This window comes from Alsobacter sp. R-9 (genome assembly GCF_054612375.1).
This window is the reverse complement of the sequence record NZ_JBTSWJ010000001.1, coordinates 576,703-596,865: the sequence shown is the minus strand read 5'-3', so window position 1 is coordinate 596,865 and position 20,163 is coordinate 576,703. Positions and strand designations below refer to the sequence as shown.

Here is a 20,163-nt window from a genome sequence, read left to right as displayed (position 1 = left end):
CGTGCTCGCTTCATCTGTCCGCCCTTCGAAGGGCCGGACTCTAACTCCGGGTGGAGGAAAAACTCAGTGGCAGGTCAAAGCCCAGCTAAGTCCGTCGCCGACGCTTGAGCCACTCTGCGGGCACGTGCTGGGCGAAGTCGATCGGAGGGGGCTTCCTCATGGGTTGGTTTTTAATCGCCATCAGGTGCATGAGCAGCATGTTGACGCCCTGCCGCTCGCTCTCCGACAGCCACCATTGGCTTCGCTGAGCCATCATGTCGTGGACATAGGCCACGCAGTCTCGTGCCTTCTCGCCGAAGTGCTTATTGCCATCGAGCTCCTTGGCATACTGGAACATCGTCTTGAGCAAGTGGGTGTCCAACATTGTCATCAGCGCGCGCTCGATCGGCCAGTGCATCTCCTGAGGCGAATGTATGGACCGGCGGACTGCCGCCAAGGTCCGGGTGCAGACGAGGTTACCTTCGCGGGTAACTGCGCCATGGAGGACGGTAGGCAGACCGTCCTCCATCGGCGAGCGCTCAGGGTCGGTTCAATGTTGAGCGAAGGTCGGGCTTCCAGCAGTAGCGGGCCCTGTAGGCTTTGGGGGTGAGCCCATTGCGGACACTCCGGCGATAGGCCTTCGCGTGAGGCGAGAGGGGCATGGACTTCTTCGGTCGGCCCGGTGGCCGCGCTGTGCCGTCGCGCTCCTTCTGCTCTTTTCTGCGCTGACGTTGCCTTGCCTTGGCGGCTCGGTTTGATGCCCGCCGCTTGCGCTCCATCTCCGCCTTGCTCTTCGCGTCGGGTGTCTTCTTCTTAGGGCCTCTGAGCGGACGCTCGACGTCCATGATCCCGGCCTCGTGCACGGGCACCAACTCGACCTCCGCGATGCCTTCCTTCGTCACCCAGTCGGCAAAGCGAGCGGCCTGTTCGCGGTCGTAGAGATACGCCGTGAAGACGCCAACGAAGGTGGGGTCTCGCAGGGCACCGCGCAGCATGAACTGGCGGATGTCTTCATCCTCCCGAGCGAGACGAACGTCCTCATCCGTCAGCCCAAGATACTCTTTCAGGGCCTTGTCAGAGGGCGTGGCCTTGGCCGAGTAGATGAGGGCGCAGGACGTGTGTGACGACAAGGAGTTCGAGCCCTCCTGACGTGGCGACACGCGCACTCCCGGCAGACCCTGAAGGAACTTGAACGCATCCTTGTTGGCCGACCAGTAGCCGTCGTGACCCACGCGGATTAGGTGGTCACGAACTGCGAGCAGACAGCCGCTTCCCTCGTCCATCCAATAGGTCGTCGAGCCGCGGTGGGTGGTGAAGTAGCAGATGCGGACCTTGGGCAAAGCGGCGACCGGACGTTCGATCCTCTCTTCGACGAAGGTGAACTCTCCGGCGCGGCAAGCCGCCTTGTAGCCGAGGCTTTGGAGATAGCCCGCTCCGACGATGGTCACTTTGGCGAACGCCGAGAGATGAATGGGGGTCCACACCCACAGCCAGTTCAACTCGCGATCGCTTCCGATGACGTCGTCCCAGTCCTTCACGTCGACGTAGAGCCCTTGGGGAGAGCACGCCCGCTTGCGGAGCGGCGCAAGCTTTCTGAGCGTGGGGTCGCGGATGAGTTCACCCAACCTGACGTCTTTCTTCGCTCTCACGCGGGATAGCTCAAGGCGCTCGTCCCACTCCAGTTCGAAGTCCTGCTTCAAGTAGACAGCCAAGGCCGGAGCCGTGAAGCGATCCGACCAGACGGCGGACGGGCTCTCGTCGATGTAGACCTCCCAACCGGCAAACCCGGACAGGTCAGCTCCCATCAACCCTTCATGGGTGATGAGCAGGATGACGTGAGAGTCCGCATGGTAGGTCAGCCACGCATCCGCGATCTGCTCTAGAACCGGGCGACCGCCCGATGACTGCCCATGGATGCAAACGATCTTGGGCTTGGTGGAGAGCCGCTTCGCGTCAGCCAGAAGCTCCACATGGCGCTCATTGGTGAGGTCGATGCGAGGGGAGGCAAGAACGTACTTCCCGCGCCTGCTGACCATTTCCTGCCGGATTGTGTGCGTCTTCCCGCATCCGGGAGGTCCTGTAATAACTCTAATAATCATGGAATAACTCCTTTTCAATATATAGTAGATAATAGCATCATCAGCCTGATTATTCTATATAATTATTGATGACCCAATTATTTTCTTGAAGGCTGAGTTGGCTGACACGGCGACGGCACGGCGCAAGCCGGGGCGATGGCCGTTCTGCCAACTCAGCAAGAGGCCCCCGGACGACGGGGGCCTCGGGCTCTTGAGGATCAATCAGGTGCTGTCCGCGTCGCGCTCTCGCTTCGACGCGGCCATCACGCTCGTCTCCCGGATGCTCGACGAGCTCACTCGTCTCCCATCCGGGGCCTCGCAGGGTCTAAGCCCACATCCACCTGATGACCGGAGCTCCGCCGTCTCCAGTACCTCCGGAAGTGGCGCGGGCACCGCGCCCCTCCCAGTCACGCCAATGACGTCGTTTCAAGCTCATGACAGGGCGAACTTCAGGAGGACCAGATCGACCTCCCGACGGAGCTCGATCGCGACCTCAACTGCGCCGTCTGACCGGCAAAGCCACGTGTGCCCCACGACATCGATGCCGAGCCCGGTCGCTGTCGCGACTGCTTGATCAGCGAGGTAATGGGAAGCCTGCGGGCTGAAGTCGAGCCCTGCTGGATCGAACCCGCCTCGAACGAGCGCCGCCTCAATCTCCCGGACACACAGATCGACGGCAGCAGGCGAAATGACGTGGGTGAAAGTGCGGGATGAGCAAAACATCGAGGGAAATCACGTTCAAAATCAACGCGATGAACCTATCACGCAGAGCCAATAAAAGTCGAAATTCAAATCGTCGCCTCAGCGCCGACACGTCATCCAGAGGACAACGGAACCCGCAAAACAAAGCTCGGCAAATCGAGCGCCTTCACCCGGCCAAACCCTGCCTCCGCTACCAACGTTCCCCCCGACAAACCGGAGCCCTTCGGCTTCCGGCATAGGGGTCGCAGACGGGCCGTAATCTCCACCTCGATCCGGCCTTCATCCCTCCTCGGGACGAGAACTACTGACTTCACAAGGGCTCGCAGCGAAACCGCTTCGGGACTATCCGCCGCAACGGTGCCTCGCTTCGCCCTTGTGCGAAACTCGGTGACCGTCCTCAGATAGTCAGTGACGGTAGCGGGTTCGGGCACCAGATCGTCTGCGGCATCGTCGAGGGCGGACAGTTCTGCGCGGAGCGTTTCCTCCTCGATCCGACCCTGCTGACAGCGCATCGAGCATGCTATGAGAAGTGTGGGCACAAACCGTGACGATTCATGGCCGACGAACAGCTATTCCGTCTTTCCGATCTCGCAATCGTGGCCGCAACGTTGGCTGGACCCGTTGTGGCCGTTCAGGTTCAGAAATGGCTTGAGCGGAGTCGTGAGAAGAGAAACCGGCAGCTTGCCGTGTTTGAGGCTCTGATGGCGACAAGGGCGTCACGCCTGTCACCCCGGCACGTCGATGCGCTAAATGCGATTCCTATCGTATTCTATGGCAATCAAAAAGCCCTACAAGTAATACGTCAGGAGTGGAATGATTATCTCCATCACCTCGCTGACAATAAAAAGCGTGAAGCCAATAGGGATGCATGGGCTGGCGAGCAAATACCGAAACTGGTGAACTTGATTTGGGAGATGTCGAAGTATCTTGGATTCTCATTCACGAAGCAGGAAATCGAGAATGGGATTTATTCACCCGAAGGTCAGGCGCTTCTCGAAGATGACCAGCGTCGTGTAATTTGGGGGTTCGCTAGGATTTTCGAGGGAAAGTTCGCACTACCAATTTGGGTGAACAATCTTCACCTCCCGGCTGATGCGACAACGCCCGGTGTAGCCTCTGATCAGAAGCCCATTATCGAGCAGAAGCCTGAGACGAAGTAGCGGGTCTATATGCGTCGAGGAGTGATTTACGGTCGTTATTCAACTGACTTGCAGAATGAGAAGTCCGTCGAGGATCAATTCTCACTTTGCAGAGTATTTGCTTCTCGTGAACGCTTGCAGATTGTTGCGACTTACGAGGACAGAGCGGTATCAGGCGCGTCCATAGCAGGACGACCGGGCGTGTTGGCCCTGCTGGCAGATGCCAGCAAGGGTAGGTTCGAGGTGCTGCTGGTCGAGGCGCTAGATCGCCTATCTCGTGACATCGCCGACCTCGGACACATCCACAAGACGTTCAGCTTTCTAGGGATCGACATAATCGGTGTGAGCGACGGCGGGCGGCCCGCCGACACGATCCTAATCGGCCTTCGCGGTCTCGTTGGCCAACTCTTCCGTGAGGACGGAGCCAAGAAGGTGAAGCGCGGGATGGTCGGGCTTGTGAACCGAGGCAAGCACGCTGGCGGGCGGGCGTTTGGCTACCGTCCCGCCCTCGGCCAGCGCGGCGAGCCACAGATCGTCCCTGAGCAGGCCGACATCGTGAGGCGCATCTTTTCGGCCTACATCGGGGGTCTCACGCCAAGGCAGATCGCCTACACGCTCAACAGCGAGGGCGTTCCACCCCCCCGTGGACGCTCGTGGAACGCGAGTACGATCAACGGTTCGCCACAGCGCGGCAATGGCATCATCCAGAACGAACTCTACGCCGGGGTGGTCGTCTGGAACAAAATCAGGATGATCAAGAATCCGGTGAATGGGCGGCGCGTCTCGCGACCGAATCCGCCCGAGGCGTGGATTCGATGTGAGCGTCCTGACCTCGCTATCGTGGATCGGGAGACCTTCGAGCAGGCAAACTCTCTCAAGCGCCTGAGGGGCACCGCCCGCCCCGAATACTCTCGCCGCAACGTCCGCCTCTTCTCTGGTCTCCTGCAATGCGGCTGCTGCGGCAGCGGGTTTGCGACTGCTGGCGTCGATAGGAGCCAGCGCGTCCGCATTCGGTGTTCTCGCCACGCAGAGAGCGGAACCTGTCCTGATCCCCGCTCCTACTATCTGTCGTGGGTCGAGGGCACGGTTCTGAGGGCTCTGAAGAGCGAACTGCGTGACCGCCGCGCAATCTATGAGGCAGCCTCTCGATACCGTCACGAGCGAGCCGCCCATCTCGAAGCGAACCGACTCCGCAGAATCGAGGTGGATGCGCGGCTGTCCGCCCTGACCGAGGAGATGGATCGGCTCACTGACTTCCTCGCCCGTGGCGTCGGCGACCCGATCAGGATTGACCAACGCTGTCAGCAGGGTCGGATCGAGGAGGAAACGCTCCGCGCAGAACTGTCCGCCCTCGACGATGCCGCAGACGATCTGGTGCCCGAACCCGCTACCGTCACTGACTATCTGAGGACGGTCACCGAGTTTCGCACAAGGGCGAAGCGAGGCACCGTTGCGGCGGATAGTCCCGAAGCGGTTTCGCTGCGAGCCCTTGTGAAGTCAGTAGTTCTCGTCCCGAGGAGGGATGAAGGCCGGATCGAGGTGGAGATTACGGCCCGTCTGCGACCCCTATGCCGGAAGCCGAAGGGCTCCGGTTTGTCGGGGGGAACGTTGGTAGCGGAGGAGGGACTCGAACCCCCGACACAAGGATTATGATTCCTCTGCTCTAACCAGCTGAGCTACTCCGCCCCGGGTCATCCTCTGCCGCACGTCGGAGACGGGCGACTGCCGGATGGAGCGGGGTTCGGTCGGTGCACCCCCGCAAGGCAGCGGGGGTATAGGATGCCCGCGCGAGCGGTGTCAAGGATCAGGCGGCGCCGCTGCACAGGTGCGGGACGGCGGCGCGGCGCAGCGTTGGCCCTGCGGTCTTCCGCCATCGTGCCCGAGGCCCCGCGTCACCCTCGGCCAGCGCGTCCTCGGCCGTCTCCATCCGCCCCGAGCCCATGGCAGCGCACCTGCTGCCCGAAAGGCCCCTCATCCGGCGCTGCGCGCCACCTTCTCCCCACGTCGTGAAGAGAAGGGAAGAGGGCCATCGCCCCCCGAAAGCCGGATCAAGGGCGTACGGAGCCGCATGGACGTCCGCAGCCGCCGACAGAGGGCTGACGCGCGCGGGCCAGCCGGCGACCCGGAGAGCCGGATCACGACCGCACGAAGCCGCAGGGGCGCCGCTTGCCTTCTTCCCGCCGGGAGGCCCGCCCTGCCCTCACCCGGCCTTGCGGATGCGCACCAGGGTGAAGAGCGATAGGGGCGGCAGCTCGCGGCGCTCCTCCAGCGTCATGTCGGGGCGCGAGGCGATCCAGTCGCCGATGACGGCGAAGGGGAATTCCGGGCGCCAGCCGAGCCTGGCCCCGTGCCGGCCGAGCCAGCGCTCGACGGCGGCGCGGGGGCCGGCGTCGGCGGCGACGTGGTTGACGAGCACGATGCCCCCGCCGGGGCGCACCACGCGGGCGAGCTCCTCCAGCGTGGCGTGCGGGTCGGGCACCACCGTCATCACGTAGGGCGCCACCACGGCGTCGAAGGATCCGTCCGGGAAGCCGAGGCGCGTCGCATCCATCACCGAGAGGCCTGCCACCGCCGCGAGCCGCTCGCCCAGCACGCGGGCGCGTGCGCGCTTCAGCATGGCCTCCGACAGGTCGACGCCGGTGACGCTGGAGGACGGCGAGAACATGGGCAGCTCAAGCCCGGTGCCGACGCCTACGTCGAGGATGCGCGGGCCGTAGGCCTCCGCCGCGGCCACACCGGCACGCCGGCCGGGCGCCATCGCGGCGGTGAAGACGAGGTCGTAGACAGGCGCCCAGCGGGCGTATGCCGCCTCGACGGCGCTGTTGTCGAGGGCGGGAGCGGCCCCGGCCATGCCGGGCTCAGCGGGTCGCGACGGCCGCGGCCGCCTCGCCGGCGGCGCCGGCGGCGAGCGGACGCGCGGCGCGGATGATGCCGCCGCCGAGCACGCGGGCCCGCGTCCCGGCGTCCTCGTAGACCACGCAGGCCTGCCCGGGGGAGACGCCGTACTCGCCGTCGAGCAGCTCGACCTCGGCCTCGTCGCCGCTCAGGCGCAGCAGCGCCGGCTGCGGCGGGCGCGTCGAGCGCACCCGCACGGCAACCTCCATCGCCTGCCCGCCGAGGGCGGCGAGCGGACGGTCGCCGAGCCAGTTGAAGTCCTTCAGCACCACGCGGCGGGTCGCCAGCGCCTCGCGCGGGCCGACCACGACCTGCGAGCGCGCCGCGTCGATGCGCACCACGTAGAGCGGCTCGCCTGCGGCGAGACCGAGCCCGCGCCGCTGGCCCACCGTGTAGCGGATGATGCCGGCATGGCGGCCGAGCACGCGTCCGTCGACATGGACGATGTCGCCGGCCTGCGACGCCTCGGGCTTCAGCCGCTCGATGACGTCGGTGTAGCGCCCCGAGGGCACGAAGCAGATGTCCTGGCTGTCGGCCTTGTCGGCGACGGCCAGCCCGAACTCGCGGGCGAGGTCGCGCACCTGCGCCTTCGGCATCTCGCCGAGCGGAAAGCGCAGCATGGCGAGCTGCGCCGGCGTGGTGGCGTAGAGGAAGTAGCTCTGGTCGCGGTCCGGGTCGGCGGCGCGGTGCAGGGCGCGGCCGCCATCGGGCCGGGCGCGACTCGCCACGTAGTGGCCGGTCGCCAGCGCCGCCGCGCCGAGGTCGCGGGCCGTGGCGAGCAGGTCGCGGAACTTGATCTGCCGGTTGCACTCGACGCAGGGCACCGGCGTCTCGCCGGCGAGGTAGCTGTCGACGAAGCGGTCGATCACCTCCTCGCGGAAGCGGCTCTCGTAGTCGAGCACATAGTGAGGGATGCCCAGCGCCGACGCCACGCGGCGGGCGTCGTGGATGTCCTGCCCGGCGCAGCACGAGCCGGCGCGGTGCACGGCCTCGCCATGGTCGTAGAGCTGCAGCGTCACGCCGACGACGTCGTAGCCCTCGCGCTTCAGCAGCCCGGCGACGACCGACGAGTCGACGCCGCCGGACATGGCGACGACGACGCGGGTCTCTTCCGGCCGGCCGGGAAGGTCGAGGCTGTTCAGCATGGCTCGCGGGTTGGCTGCGGCAGGGCCGCGGAACGACGCCTTCATATAGGGTTTTCCGCGGCCCGCTCCAAGGTGCTCGCGGGGCACCCCGCCCCGCCTGCGCCCGGCAAATCCTGCCGGGTCGGCGCTTCCTGCCGGCGCGGTACCCTCTGTTTACTCTCCAAGTCGTTGGATTCACACGCAAGCGCGGCTGGCCCGGCGATTGCTCCTGATGGCATGACCGGCTGGCCGTGGGGCCCGCCGCAGGACCGATGCCATGACCACGACCGCCATTGCCGCCCCGATGCCCGAGACCCGCCCGGCGCCCCGCCGGGCCGAGCAGGCGTCACCCGGTGGCGACGGCTTCGCTCGCGAGCTCGCCGCGGTGCCGGCCGAGCGCGACACCGCGCCGAAGGCCGCGCCGCGCGACACGAAGCGTGCCGACCGGGACGCGCCATCCGCGTCGCGCCGCGATGCGGACGAGGCACCCGACGCCCGCCGGACCGACAAGCGGACGCAGGACGCCGGGCAGGCGACGCCCGCCGACGAGACGCGCGGCGCCGGCAAGCCGCAGAAGGACGCCAAGGCAAAGGACGGTGACGCGGCCGCTGACGAAAAGGCGGCAGAGGCCGCGGATCTCGACGACGCGGCCGAGGCGAAGGCGGCAGAGGCCGCCGAGGCGCGGCTCGCGCCACAGCCCCCTGCCCCCGTTGCCGACCCCGCCGCGGTCCTGGCCGCGGCAGCCGCCCCCGCCCCGGCTGCGGCGCAGGCCGCGCCCGGCGTGCCGGCGGAGCAGGCGAGCGACGTCGCCAAGGCCGTCACCGCCGTGTCGCAGCCGGCAGGCGGCGCCGCGGCCCGGGCCGCCGAGGCGGCGCGCGTCCTTCTGGCCGGCGCGGCCACGCAGGCGCTGGCCCAGGCCGAAGGCGATGCCGAGGCCTCCGGCGACGGCACCGCGACGAAGACGGAGGACTCGGGAGAAGCCATCGCCACGGCCGACGCGGGCGAGACGCCGCCGGCAGCGACGAAGGCCGGCCCGAACGCGACGAAGCCGGTGCCCGAGCTTCCCGCCGCGGCTGCCGCGGCTCCGCCGCTGAAGCAGGATCCGGCCGTTGCGACGCGCGGCGAGGCCACGGACGGCCGCGTCGGCGCCACGAAGGACGAGGGCCGAAAGGTGGGACTCGAGCCGGTCGAGGGCGGGAAGGCCGCCGAGGCCGCCGCCCGGACCGAGACGGCGCCGCCGCAGGACGGCGTGAAGCTCAACGTCACCATGCTGCCGCCCCTGCCGCCGGGCGCCGCCGCGCCACAGGCGCTCGACGGCACCGCCGCGCAGGCCGCCGCCCCGGCGGCCCCGCAGGCGCAGACGCCGCCGACGCCGGTGTCGATGCTGCCGATCGAGATCGGGCTGCGGGCCATGGAGGGCCAGCAGCGTTTCGAGATCCGGCTGTCGCCGGAGAACCTCGGGCGCGTCGACGTGCGCCTCGACATCGCCGACGACGGCGGGGTCAAGGCGCACATCGTGGTCGACCGTGTCGACACCCTGAACCTCCTGCAGCGGGACGCCCGCACGCTGGAGCGGGCGTTCGAGCAGGCAGGCCTGCGTACCGGAGACGGCGCGCTGCAGTTCTCGCTCGGCAACCAGGGACAGGGCGCGCAGTCGCAGGACGGCGAGCGCCGCCCGACCTTCGCCGGCCCAGACCGCACGGTGACGGCAGACGCCGACGCCGCCACCCGCGAGATCGCCGCGTCGCTCAGGGCCTACGGGCTCTCCGCCGGCGGGCTCGACATCAGGATCTGAGGAGGACGCCATGGCCACGACATCGGTCGGCAGCAGCACCGGCACCACCACGGGTACGGGCGCCTCGACGACGAACTCGTCGAAGATGCTTGCCGGCAACTTCGACAAGTTCCTGCTGCTGCTCACCACGCAGCTCAAGAACCAGAGCCCGCTCGAGCCGCTCGACACCAACGAGTTCACGCAGCAGCTCGTGCAGTTCGCCTCGGTCGAGCAGCAGATCAAGTCGAACGACATGCTGACCGCCCTGCTCACCGCCACCAAGGCCTCCACGGCGACGAACGCGCTCAACTTCGTCGGCATGGAGGTGACGGCGGACGGCGCGACGACGAAGCTGGAGAACGGCCAGGCGACGTGGAACCTCTCGTCGCCCCGCGCGGCCTCAGGGACGGTGACGGTGCGGGACAAGACCGGCGCCACGGTGTTCTCGGAGAAGACGACGCTCACCGCCGGCAACCAGACCTACCGCTGGAGCGGCAAGACCAACGCCGGAGGCTCGGCGCCTGCGGGCGACTACACCATCTCGGTAGTGGCGACCGACCTCAGCGGCAAGTCCGTCAACGTGGGCACCGAGATCGTCGGCACGGTCGATTCGGTCGACCTCACCGGAACGAGCCCGATGCTGAACGTCGGCTCGGCCTCCGTTCCGGTCGAAAAGGTGAAGTCGATGCGCAAGCCGGCAGCCTGATGCGCGCGGACGTGCCCGCAGGAGTGGCAAACGCCCGAAAACCCCTCTCGCGCTTAGGTAATTCTTAAGCGGGCAGGCTCTATCGTCCGACATGACAATGGTCAGTCGAGTTGTGTGAGCGTAAAATGACCGAACCCTACCGGCCGAGGGTGAAATACGTGATTGGGCCCGATGGCAGCCCGCTGACGATCGCGGATCTCCCGCCGGCCAATACCCGGCGCTGGGTGATCAGGCGCAAGGCCGAGGTGGTCGCCGCCGTGCGCGGCGGGCTTCTCAGCCTGGAAGAAGCCTGCTCCCGCTACACGCTGACCGTCGAGGAGTTCCTGTCCTGGCAGGCCTCGATCGACCAGCACGGGCTCGCCGGGCTGCGCACGACGCGGATCCAGCAGTACCGCCATTGAGTGGTGCGCTTAACGTCATACCTACCCAGAATTGCGAAAGGCGCCGGAAACCCCCGGCGCCTTTCGCCTTTTCGGGTCTGGCGCGGCCGATCTTAACCCTTCGCTAACCCTGCACCGGGCAATTTTTGCCTAACCGCGAGCCCGGTCGGCTCGCGGTCGAGCGCCATGGAGCTGGGGCTTGCAGGGCCTGACGGATTTCCTGACGAGGCTGGGACCCGCCCGCATCGCATCGATGGCGGCGGTGACGCTCGCGCTTGTCGGCTTCTTCGCCTTCGTCATGATGCGCATGTCGCAGCCGACGATGACGGTGCTCTACACGGACCTGCAGTCGTCCGACAGCGCCGGAATCGTGCGCGAGCTCGAGGCCCGCAACATCCGCTACGAGCTGCGCGAGGACGGCCGCACGATCCTCGCGCCGAAGGACGCCATCACCCGCCTGCGCATGGACCTCGCCGGCAAGGGCCTGCCGACCGGCGGCAGCGTCGGTTACGAGATCTTCGACAAGGGCGACGCCTTCTCCGCCACCAGCTTCGTGCAGGGCGTCAACGCATTGCGGGCGCTGGAGGGCGAACTCGCCCGCACCATCCGCTCCCTGTCCCGCGTGCAGTCGGCCCGCGTCCATCTCGCCCTGCCGGAGAAGCGGCTGTTCGAGCGCGACCGCGAGCAGCCTCGCGCCGCCGTCGTGCTGAAGGTCTCCGGCGAACTGGAGCCGGGCCAGGTGCGCGCCATCCGCCACCTCGTCGCGTCGGCGGTCGAGGGGCTGAAGCCGGACCGCATCTCCATCGTCGACGAGCGCGGCCGTCTCCTCGCCGACGGCACGCAGGGCGATGCCGCCGCCGCGGTCGCGGCCGACGAGAAGCAGGTCGCCTTCGAGCGGCGCCTGCGCAACCAGGTCGAGGAGATCGTCGCCAGCGTCGTCGGCCAGGGCCGTACCCGTGTCCAGGTGTCGGCCGACATCGACGTCAACCGCGTGCAGCAGACGTCGGAGAGCTTCGATCCGGAGAGCCGGGTCGTCCGCTCCACCCAGACCCGCAACGAGCAGCAGCTGACGAACGACGCCAACGGGCAGGTGACGGTCGGCAACGAGCTGCCCGCGACGGGCAACAACGCCCCCCCGAGTTCGCAGCGCGAGCAGTCGCAGAAGTCCGAGGAGGTCATCAACTACGAGATCTCCAAGACCACCCGCACCGAGGTGGTGGAGAGCGGCCGCGTGAAGCGCGTGTCGGTGGCGGTGCTGGTCGACGGCATCTACGCGCGCACCGCCGCAGGCGAGGTGAGCTACCAGCCGCGTCCCCAGGAGGAGCTCGACAGGATCGCCGCCCTCGTGCGCTCCTCGATCGGCTTCGACGGCAAGCGCGGCGACCAGGTGGAGGTCGTCAACCTGCGCTTCGCCGATTCGCCCGTGAACCCCGAGGCGACGGCACCGGTGGGCCTCGTCGCCCAGTTCATGCCGACGAAGTACGACCTGATGCAGCTCATCGAGCTGGCCGTGCTCGGCGTGCTCACCCTGATCGTCCTGCTGGTGGTGGTGCGGCCGATGGTGCGCACCATCCTCGCGGGAGGTGTGATGCCACGCCTGAAGGAGACGGTGATGGTGACCGGGCCGGACGGCACGGCCACCGCCGTCGCCGGCCCCGCCGGCGGCGTGCCGCCCGCCATCTCCCAGGCGGCCATGGTGGAGACCGAGGCCGGCCGCATGATGGAGATCGCGCGCGTCAACGGCCAGGTGCAGGCCCGCTCGATCGAGCGCATCGGCGAGATCGTCAAGGAGAACCCGGGCGCCACCGCCACCATCATCCGCCAGTGGATCCATGAGGCCGGATGATGAGCCGGGGAACGAGACAGCGCAGCGAGATGTCAGGCGTCGACCGCGCGGCGGCGATGCTGCTGATGCTGGGCGAGGAGTACGGCACGGAGGTGTGGGCCTTCCTCGACGAGGACGAGATCCGCCAGGTGTCCGGTGCCATGGCCCAGCTCGGCAACGTGGAGCCGGGCGTGATGGACGAGATCCTCACCGAGTTCGCCGAGCGCCTGCCCCAGGTCTCGGTGATGGGCGACTACGAGCGCACCGAGCAGCTGCTCATGAAGCTCCTGCCGGCCGAGAAGGCCGAGCAGATCATGGAGGAGCTGCGCGGGCCGGCCGGCCGCAACATGTGGCAGAAGATGTCCAACGTGCAGGCCGCGATGCTCGCCACCTACCTGAAGAACGAGCACCCGCAGACGATCGCGCTGGTGCTCTCGCGGGTCAATCCGAAGCAGACCGCGCAGGTGCTGCCGCTGCTGCCGGAGGCGCTGGCGGTCGAGGTCATCGACCGGATGATCCACATCGAGACCGTGCCGAAGACGACGCTGCAGAGCATCGAGGCGACGCTGCGCCAGGAGTTCATCGCCACGCTGTCGCGCAGCACCGGCCGGAACGTCTACGAGCAGATGGCGGAGGTGTTCAACCGCGTCGACAAGGACACGGAGAACCGTCTCCTCGGCGCGCTGGCGCAGACGCGGCCCGCCGTCGCCGAGGGCATCCGGGCCATGATGTTCGTGTTCGAGGATCTCGCCGACCTCGACCCGCCGGCGATCCAGACGGTGATCCGTCAGGCCGATCCCACGACGCTCGCGAAGGCGCTGAAGGGCACCAGCGGCCGCGTGCGGCAGGCCTTCATGATGAACATGTCGCGGCGGGCCGGAAAGCGGCTCTCCGACGAGATCGACGCCCTCGGGCCGCTGCGCCTCAAGCAGGTCGAGGAGGCCCAGCTGGAGGTCATGAACCTCACGCGGACCCTCGAGCGCAACGGCGAGATCACGGTCGCCGGCCGTGACGAGGCCGACCAGCTGGTGATGTGATGACGGCGCGCCCGCAGAAGTTCGTCTTCGACGAGGAATTCGACCGCCGCTCCGGCGCGTCGCGCCGGCAGGGCGACCAGCAGCGGCTGGAGGAGGCCCAGCGGGAAGGCTACGAGCGCGGCCTCCTCGACGGACGCCGGGAGGCCGAGCAGGAGGCCGCGATGCGCCTCGCCCAGGCCGCCGAGGCCCTCGCCGGGCAGGCGGCCGCGGTCATCGCGGGGCTCGACGCGGAGCGCGCCCGGCTCGAGCACGAGGCGGCGCGTCTGGCGCTCGCCTTCGCCCGCAAGATCGCCGGCGATCTCGTCGACGCCGCGCCGCTGGGCCCGCTGCAGCAGGCGGCCTCCGACGTCTTCCGCAACATCGTCGGCGCCCCCCACGCCGTGGTCACGGTCCCGCAGGACCAGATCGACCGCGCCAAGGCGCTGCTCGACCGGCTCGCGCTGGAGCGCGGCTTCGCCGGGCGCCTCGTCGTGCTGGGCGAGCCGGAGATGCTCGCCGGCGACTTCCGCATCGAATGGGCCGACGGCGGCGTGTCCCGCGACGGCGCCACCCTGCAATCCCTCATCGCCTCGGCGATCGCCCGCCATCTCGGCGCGACCCCCGACGGCGGCATCGACCGATAGGAGCCCACCGCCATGGCCGGCCCCGACGACATCCCCCTCCCCAACCTCAAGGGCGGCGCCCCCGGCCTCGACCTCGACTTCGCCGCCGGCGGCCAGCCGGGCGGCATCGGCGAGGGCAGCGAGGGCGGCGTCAGCAAGGTCGCGGAGGACCTCGAGCACGTCTTCGACGTGCCGGTGAACGTGTCGGCCGTGCTCGGCCGCACGCGCCTCGAGATCGGCGACCTCCTGAAGCTGGGGCCGGGCACCGTGCTGGAACTCGACCGCAAGGTGGGCGAGGCCATCGACATCTTCGTCAACGACCGCCTCGTCGCCCGCGGCGAGGTCGTGCTCGTGGACGAACGGCTCGGCGTGACCATGACCGAGATCATCAAGGCCGAACGCTGAGAACGGGGGACTGAACCATGCGGCTTCTCATCGTCGGAACGCTGAAGGGCCAGCTCTCGCTGGCGACCCGCATCGCCATGGACCGCGGCGCGGCGGTGACGAACGCCGAGACCATCGACCAGGCGATGGCGGTCATGCGCGCCAAGGGCGCCGACCTCGTGATGGTCGACGTGTCGCTGTCCATCCGCGACATCGTCACGGGCTTCGAGGCCGAGCGCATCCGCACGCCCGTCGTCGCCTGCGGCACGGGCACCGACACGCGGGCCGCCGTTTCGGCGATCCAGTCCGGTGCGCGCGAATACATCCCGCTGCCGCCCGACCCGGAGATGATCGCCGCGGTGCTGGAGGCGGTGTCGCGCGACACCCGCGCCTTCGTCTTCCGCGACGAGGCCATGGGCCGCGTCGTGCGCCTCGCCGAGCAGATCGCCCGTTCGGACGCCTCGATCCTCGTCACCGGGGAGAGCGGCACCGGCAAGGAGGTCATCGCCCGCTTCGTGCACTCCAAGTCGAACCGGCGCGACAAGCCCTTCGTCTCGGTGAACTGCGCGGCCATCCCGGACAACCTGCTGGAGAGCGAGCTCTTCGGCCACGAGAAGGGCGCCTTCACGGGCGCGGTGGCGCGGCGCATCGGCAAGTTCGAGGAGGCCTCCGGCGGCACGCTGCTGCTCGACGAGATCTCCGAGATGGACGTGCGCCTGCAGGCCAAGCTGCTACGCGCCCTGCAGGAGCGCGTCATCGACCGCGTCGGCGGCGGCAAGCCCGTGCCGGTCGACATTCGCGTCATCGCCACCTCGAACCGGCTCCTCGCCGACGAGGTGCGCAAGGGGACCTTCCGCGAGGACCTGTTCTACCGCCTCAACGTCGTCCACCTGAAGATCCCGCCGCTGCGCGAGCGCACGCAGGACATCCTGGAACTCGCCCACCACTTCGCCCGCAAGTACGCGGAGGCGAACGGCGTGCCGCAGCGCCCGCTGTCCCCGGACGCGCGGCGGATGCTGCTGGCCAATCCCTGGCGCGGCAACGTGCGCGAGCTGGAGAACACCATCCACCGCGCCGTGCTGCTGGCGATGGGCGCCGAGATCGGCCCCGATGCGCTGATGACGCCGGAGGGCGAGACCCTCGGAGCCGGCCCGCGCGACAGCGTTGCCCGCGCCGCCGAGACGGCGGAGGCCACCGCCCGCGCGCTCGTGGGGCGCACGGTGGCTGAGGTCGAGCGGGAGCTAATCCTCGACACGCTCGACCACTGCCTCGGCAACCGCACCCACGCCGCCAAGATCCTCGGCATCTCCATCCGCACGCTGCGCAACAAGCTCAACGAGTACACGTCCGAGGGCATCCCGGTGCCCGCTCCCGGCGAGGCACGGGTGAGCGGGCTGTAGTCCGCGGCACGCTCCAGCGCGCCTGGCCAGGCCTCCCCCCGGGGGCGCGGCCATCCGCCTGATCGGGCCACCGCTGTCGCCCATCCCTCGCCACGGCGCCCTCCACCGTCGCCCCTCCTTCGCCACGGCGCCCTCCATCGTCATCCCCGGCCGGAGCGCCGAAGGCGCGGAGGGGAAGGGGATCCAGACTTTTCGTGCTGACCCTGCCGTCCATGGATCCCCTTCCCGGTCCGCTGCGCGGACCGCCGGGGATGACGGCGGAGGGTTGGCTGGTGACGGCCCGGTGGCCTGCGTGCACCCCTGTGTGCTGCAAGAGGCGGGCTGCACATGCGCCTTCGGCCCCGGCGCGGGAGCGGCGGGGCTGGTTTGTCGGTGCTCGGGCTTTTCTGGGTGGGCAGACCGCGGGGTGGCGCGGATCGGCGGGAGGTTGGCGTCCCCGGCGGTGCCGGGTTGAAGGGTGTATTCAATCCGGCGACGTCTCGCTCGCCGCCGATCCGCGCAGTCGTGGCGTGCGGAGCCGGTGTGTCATCCGTCGTCCACCAGCCCTTGCCCCCGCATCCCCCGGCCTGACAAGGACCGGAGCCCCACGGTGAGGCGCCCGACGTGCCAGTTCGGACGCATCCCCGTCGATGCGAGGCACGGGCAGCCTTGGCTGCGCGGGATGCGATGTCAAGGATTATCATCCTTATCGACACGGATTCAACCGGTAGTGGAACGGCAGGACGTCCGCCATCCGTGGCCGGACGCGAACTGATGGGCGCACCCTCGCGCCGCCCTCTCACGTCATCCCCCGCAGCGCGGCCGACCGGGAAGGGCACGCCAAGGCGCCGACCACGGTCACCGTCGCGCCGTTAACCCGGCGCTAACCATGCTCCCGGCAGAAATTGCCGGGTGGGGGATGCCGTGCGGCGCCCCCCGGCAGCTTGCGTGGGAGCGGGCATGACGGACGTGTCGGCGAGAGGCGGGACGGGGCGGGCGCGGGCGCCGACGCTCGCCATGCCGACTCGCGACGGCCTGGCCAAGCTCGCTAGGCGCTCCGACATCGGCCTTGCCTTCGGCGTGATGGGCATCCTCGTGGTGCTCATCTTCCCGCTGCCGGCCTTCATCCTCGACCTCCTGCTGGCCGTCTCGATCATCCTGTCCGTGCTGATCCTGATGACCGCGCTCTTCATCGAGGAGCCGCTGCAGTTCTCGTCCTTCCCGACGGTGCTGCTCATCGCGACGATGTTCCGCCTGGCGCTGAACCTCGCCTCGACCCGGCTCATCCTCGCCAACGGGCACACCGGGACGGACGCCGCCGGGCACGTCATCGAGGCGTTCGGCCACTTCGTGATGAGCGGCAACTTCGTGATCGGCGTGGTGGTCTTCACCATCCTGCTGATCGTGAACTTCGTCGTCATCACCAAGGGCTCTGGCCGCATCGCGGAGGTGGCGGCGCGCTTCACCCTCGACGCCATGCCGGGCAAGCAGATGGCGATCGACGCCGACCTGTCCGCTGGCCTCATCGACGAGCAGACCGCCAAGGCCCGCCGCAAGGAGCTCGAGGACGAGAGCTCCTTCTTCGGCGCCATGGACGGCGCCTCCAAGTTCGTGCGCGGCGACGCCATCGCCGGGCTGCTGATCACCTTCATCAACGTCATCGGCGGGATCATCATCGGCGTCGCCCAGCAGGGCATGACGTTCTCGGCCGCCGGCCACACCTACACGCTGCTCACGGTCGGTGACGGCCTCGTCACCCAGATCCCCGCGCTCATCGTCTCGACCGCCGCCGGCCTGCTGGTGTCGAAAGCCGGCGTCAGCGGCTCCACCGACAAGGCCATCGCCCGCCAGCTCGCCAGCATGCCGAAGGCGCTCGGCATGTCGTCGATGGTCATGGCCGCCATCGCCTTCCTGCCCGGCATCCCCATGGTGCCCTTCCTCGGCCTCGCCGCCGGCGCCGCCTACATGGCACGCCGCCTGTGGCTGACGCAGAAGGACGTCATCGACGAGAAGGAGAGCGTCGCCCAGACCGCCGCGGCCGCCGCCGCGCCGAAGGAGGAGCCGATCTCGGACGTCCTCAAGATCGACGACCTCAAGATCGAGATCGGCTACGCGCTGCTGCCTCTGGTCAACAGCCCGGACGGCACCGACCGCCTCACCGAGCAGATCAAGGCGCTGCGCCGCACGCTGGCCGCCGAGATGGGCTTCGTCATGCCCTCGGTCCGCATCCTCGACAACGTGCAGCTCGACGCCAACACCTACGTCATCAAGGTCAAGGAGGTCGACGCGGGCACTGGCATGGTCTACCCGGGCCAGTTCATGGCCATCGACCCGATGGGCGGCATGATCCAGCTGCCCGGCCAGCACACCATCGAGCCCACCTTCGGCCTGCCGGCGACCTGGATCGACGGCTCGCTGCGCGAGGACGCGCAGCTGCGCGGCTACACGGTGGTCGACGCCGCAACCGTGATCTCGACTCACCTCACCGAGATCCTCAAGGCCAACGTCGGCGAGCTGCTCTCCTACGTCGAGCTGCAGAAGCTGATGAAGGACCTGCCGAAGGAGCACGGCGACCTCGTGAAGGACCTCGTGCCCGCGCAGATCCCGATGACCGGCATCCAGCGCGTGCTGCAGAACCTGCTCGCCGAGCGCGTCTCGATCCGCGACCTCGGGACGATCCTCGAGGGCATCGCCGACGCGGTGAACGGCACCAAGAACGCCCGCGACATCACCGAGATCGTGCGCCAGCGCCTCGCCCGCCAGATCTGCGCCCAGTACGCCGGCCCGCAGGGGCAGCTGCCGATAATCACGCTCTCGCCCCACTGGGAGACCGTGTTCGCGGAGTCCATCGTGGGCCAGGGCGACGAGCGTCACCTCGCCATGCAGCCCTCCAAGCTGCAGGAGTTCGTTACCACCGTGCGCGACCGCTTCGAGGACGCCGCCCGCATGGGCGAGATGCCGGTGCTCGTGACCTCCGCCTACGTCCGCCCCTTCGCCCGCTCGATCATCGAGCGCTTCCGGCGCGAGACGCCGGTGGTGTCGCAGGCCGAGATCCACCCGCGGGCGCGGCTTAAGACGGTGGGGAGCGTGTAGCGGAGGGATGACCGAGGGTCGAGGCTGACCTTCCGGCCCCCTCCGGCGTCATCCCCAGCCCGAGCGCGGCCCCCGCACTTCCGCCGTCATCCCCGGCGCGCCGCAGGCGCGGGAAGGGGATCCAGGCGATGGCCGTCGGAAAGCCTGGATCCCCTTCCCGACCGCTTCGCGGTCGCCGGGGATGACGCAGAGATACCGGGACAAGGAGACTGCTGCCGCGGGCGGCCGCCTTCACCGCTTCCGCAGCCAGAGGCTCGTCTCCAGCACGTCCTTCTTCAACGGCAGGCGGCCGAGCACGCCGGCGGCGACGAGGTCGGCCATGCGAGTGGCGACGAAGTGGCTGCCGAAGACGAGGTCGAAGGCCCCGCCCTGCAGGAGCGCGCCGATGACCGTCTGCTCGTTGTAGCCGCGCCAGGCCCACACCTCGGGATAGCCGTCCGGAAGCAGCACGTCGTGGACGTGCACGAGCACGCCGGGCTGCAGCCGCGGCAGCACGTCGAGCACCAGCCGGTCCACGTCGCTGCCCGGCATGGCGATGTGGCTCGAGTCGATGAACAGGATGTCGCCCGGCCCGAGCGCGGTGGCGAGCGGGGTGTCGGCGTCGCCGAAGACGCGCTTGACGTGGTTGACCTTGAGCTGCCCGAGCGGCGCCCGCGGGGCCGGGTCGATGCAGACGATCTCGGTGGACAGCCCCCCGTCGGCGACGGCCCGGGCGAGGAAGCGGGTCGAGTGGCCGGACCCGATCTCCACGATGCGCCGCGGGCGCTCGCGCCGGACGATGGCGTAGGCGGCGGCCGCGTCGAGGCGCGGGAACCAGTCCTGGCTCCATTTCGGCGAGCCGGGGGCCGCTGTCGTCTTGCCGAACTTCGCCAGCGTCTCGGCGTGGGTCTCGATGTCGGCGAGCATGGCGGCGAAGCGCGGGCGCGCCGTGTCGAACAGCGGCTCGATGGCCGGGTACGAGCCCGGCCGCACCGTACCGGCGTAGCGGTAGGGGATGAAGAAGCCGCGCTCGGCGATGCCGGACAGGGTGGCGAAGCCGAAGAGCAGTCGGCGCAGTTCAGACATG

Annotated in this window: 16 protein-coding genes and 1 tRNA gene; 11 read left to right on the top strand and 6 right to left on the bottom strand. The window is 68.5% G+C overall.

The features are described 5' to 3' along the window. Positions 1-85: 85 nt before the first annotated feature. Both ACX9GQ_RS02720 and ACX9GQ_RS02715 read right to left on the bottom strand, forming a co-directional pair. The gene (locus ACX9GQ_RS02720; RefSeq protein WP_459627988.1) at positions 86-349 is read right to left on the bottom strand and encodes a hypothetical protein; all 264 of its coding nucleotides are present in this window, start codon (positions 347-349) and stop codon (positions 86-88) included. Positions 350-518: 169 nt separating this feature from the next. Beyond that, positions 519-2,015, bottom strand: coding sequence for a hypothetical protein (locus ACX9GQ_RS02715; protein ID WP_459627987.1), 1,497 nt, complete (start codon positions 2,013-2,015; stop codon positions 519-521). Positions 2,016-3,313: 1,298 nt separating this feature from the next. On the opposite strand from ACX9GQ_RS02715, the gene ACX9GQ_RS02710 reads away from it, so the two are divergent. Together ACX9GQ_RS02710 and ACX9GQ_RS02705 are read left to right on the top strand one after the other, a co-directional pair. Next, positions 3,314-3,919, top strand: coding sequence for a DUF6680 family protein (locus tag ACX9GQ_RS02710; RefSeq protein WP_459627986.1), 606 nt, complete (start codon positions 3,314-3,316; stop codon positions 3,917-3,919). A 9-nt stretch (positions 3,920-3,928) separates the two neighbouring features. Beyond that, the gene (locus ACX9GQ_RS02705; RefSeq protein WP_459628003.1) at positions 3,929-5,551 is read left to right on the top strand and encodes a recombinase family protein; all 1,623 of its coding nucleotides are present in this window, start codon (positions 3,929-3,931) and stop codon (positions 5,549-5,551) included. Here the strand turns inward: ACX9GQ_RS02705 and ACX9GQ_RS02700 are convergent. The 3 genes from ACX9GQ_RS02700 to mnmA form a co-directional block, all read right to left on the bottom strand. After that, positions 5,508-5,584 (bottom strand) — tRNA-Met (locus tag ACX9GQ_RS02700). The two genes, ACX9GQ_RS02705 and ACX9GQ_RS02700, sit on opposite strands and share 44 nt — an antisense overlap. Positions 5,585-6,098: 514 nt before the next feature. Further along, positions 6,099-6,749, bottom strand: coding sequence for a class I SAM-dependent methyltransferase (locus ACX9GQ_RS02695; RefSeq protein WP_459627985.1), 651 nt, complete (start codon positions 6,747-6,749; stop codon positions 6,099-6,101). A 7-nt stretch (positions 6,750-6,756) separates the two neighbouring features. After that, positions 6,757-7,935 (bottom strand): tRNA 2-thiouridine(34) synthase MnmA, encoded by a 1,179-nt coding sequence (mnmA, locus tag ACX9GQ_RS02690; RefSeq protein ID WP_459628002.1) that lies wholly within the window; start codon positions 7,933-7,935, stop codon positions 6,757-6,759. Between the two features lie 259 nt (positions 7,936-8,194). Between mnmA and ACX9GQ_RS02685 the strand changes: the two genes are divergently transcribed. The 9 genes from ACX9GQ_RS02685 to flhA all read left to right on the top strand — a co-directional run bounded on the left by ACX9GQ_RS02685 (position 8,195) and on the right by flhA (position 19,097). Further along, entirely contained in the window at positions 8,195-9,712 is a 1,518-nt protein-coding gene (locus tag ACX9GQ_RS02685; RefSeq protein WP_459627984.1) for a flagellar hook-length control protein FliK, read from the top strand. A 10-nt stretch (positions 9,713-9,722) separates the two neighbouring features. Beyond that, positions 9,723-10,397: a flagellar hook assembly protein FlgD gene (locus ACX9GQ_RS02680; protein ID WP_459627983.1), complete on the top strand. Its 675-nt coding sequence runs from the start codon at positions 9,723-9,725 to the stop codon at positions 10,395-10,397. Positions 10,398-10,522: 125 nt separating this feature from the next. Beyond that, a complete protein-coding gene (gene sciP, locus ACX9GQ_RS02675; protein WP_459627982.1) occupies positions 10,523-10,798 on the top strand; it encodes a CtrA inhibitor SciP in 276 nt (91 codons plus the stop codon). Between the two features lie 178 nt (positions 10,799-10,976). Next, positions 10,977-12,623, top strand: a complete 1,647-nt coding sequence (gene fliF, locus ACX9GQ_RS02670; RefSeq protein WP_459627981.1) for a flagellar basal-body MS-ring/collar protein FliF — start codon at positions 10,977-10,979, stop codon at positions 12,621-12,623. Next, complete coding sequence (fliG, locus tag ACX9GQ_RS02665) at positions 12,620-13,639, top strand: flagellar motor switch protein FliG (RefSeq protein ID WP_459627980.1); 1,020 nt, start codon at positions 12,620-12,622, stop codon at positions 13,637-13,639. The genes fliF and fliG overlap by 4 nt, the downstream gene beginning before the upstream one ends. Then, positions 13,639-14,262 carry a FliH/SctL family protein gene (locus tag ACX9GQ_RS02660; RefSeq protein WP_459627979.1) on the top strand — a complete coding sequence of 208 codons (624 nt, stop codon included), beginning with the start codon at positions 13,639-13,641 and terminating at the stop codon, positions 14,260-14,262. The genes fliG and ACX9GQ_RS02660 overlap by 1 nt, the downstream gene beginning before the upstream one ends. 12 nt (positions 14,263-14,274) lie before the next feature. Continuing rightward, a complete protein-coding gene (gene fliN / locus ACX9GQ_RS02655) occupies positions 14,275-14,646 on the top strand; it encodes a flagellar motor switch protein FliN (RefSeq protein ID WP_459627978.1) in 372 nt (123 codons plus the stop codon). 17 nt (positions 14,647-14,663) lie between these two features. Then, complete coding sequence (flbD, locus tag ACX9GQ_RS02650) at positions 14,664-16,025, top strand: sigma-54-dependent transcriptional regulator FlbD (protein ID WP_459627977.1); 1,362 nt, start codon at positions 14,664-14,666, stop codon at positions 16,023-16,025. Between the two features lie 939 nt (positions 16,026-16,964). Then, a complete protein-coding gene (flhA, locus tag ACX9GQ_RS02645) occupies positions 16,965-19,097 on the top strand; it encodes a flagellar biosynthesis protein FlhA (protein WP_459627976.1) in 2,133 nt (710 codons plus the stop codon). A gap of 231 nt (positions 19,098-19,328) precedes the next feature. On the opposite strand, the gene ACX9GQ_RS02640 is transcribed toward flhA, so the two are convergent. Continuing rightward, complete coding sequence (locus tag ACX9GQ_RS02640) at positions 19,329-20,162, bottom strand: class I SAM-dependent methyltransferase (protein ID WP_459627975.1); 834 nt, start codon at positions 20,160-20,162, stop codon at positions 19,329-19,331. Position 20,163 lies beyond the last annotated feature (1 nt).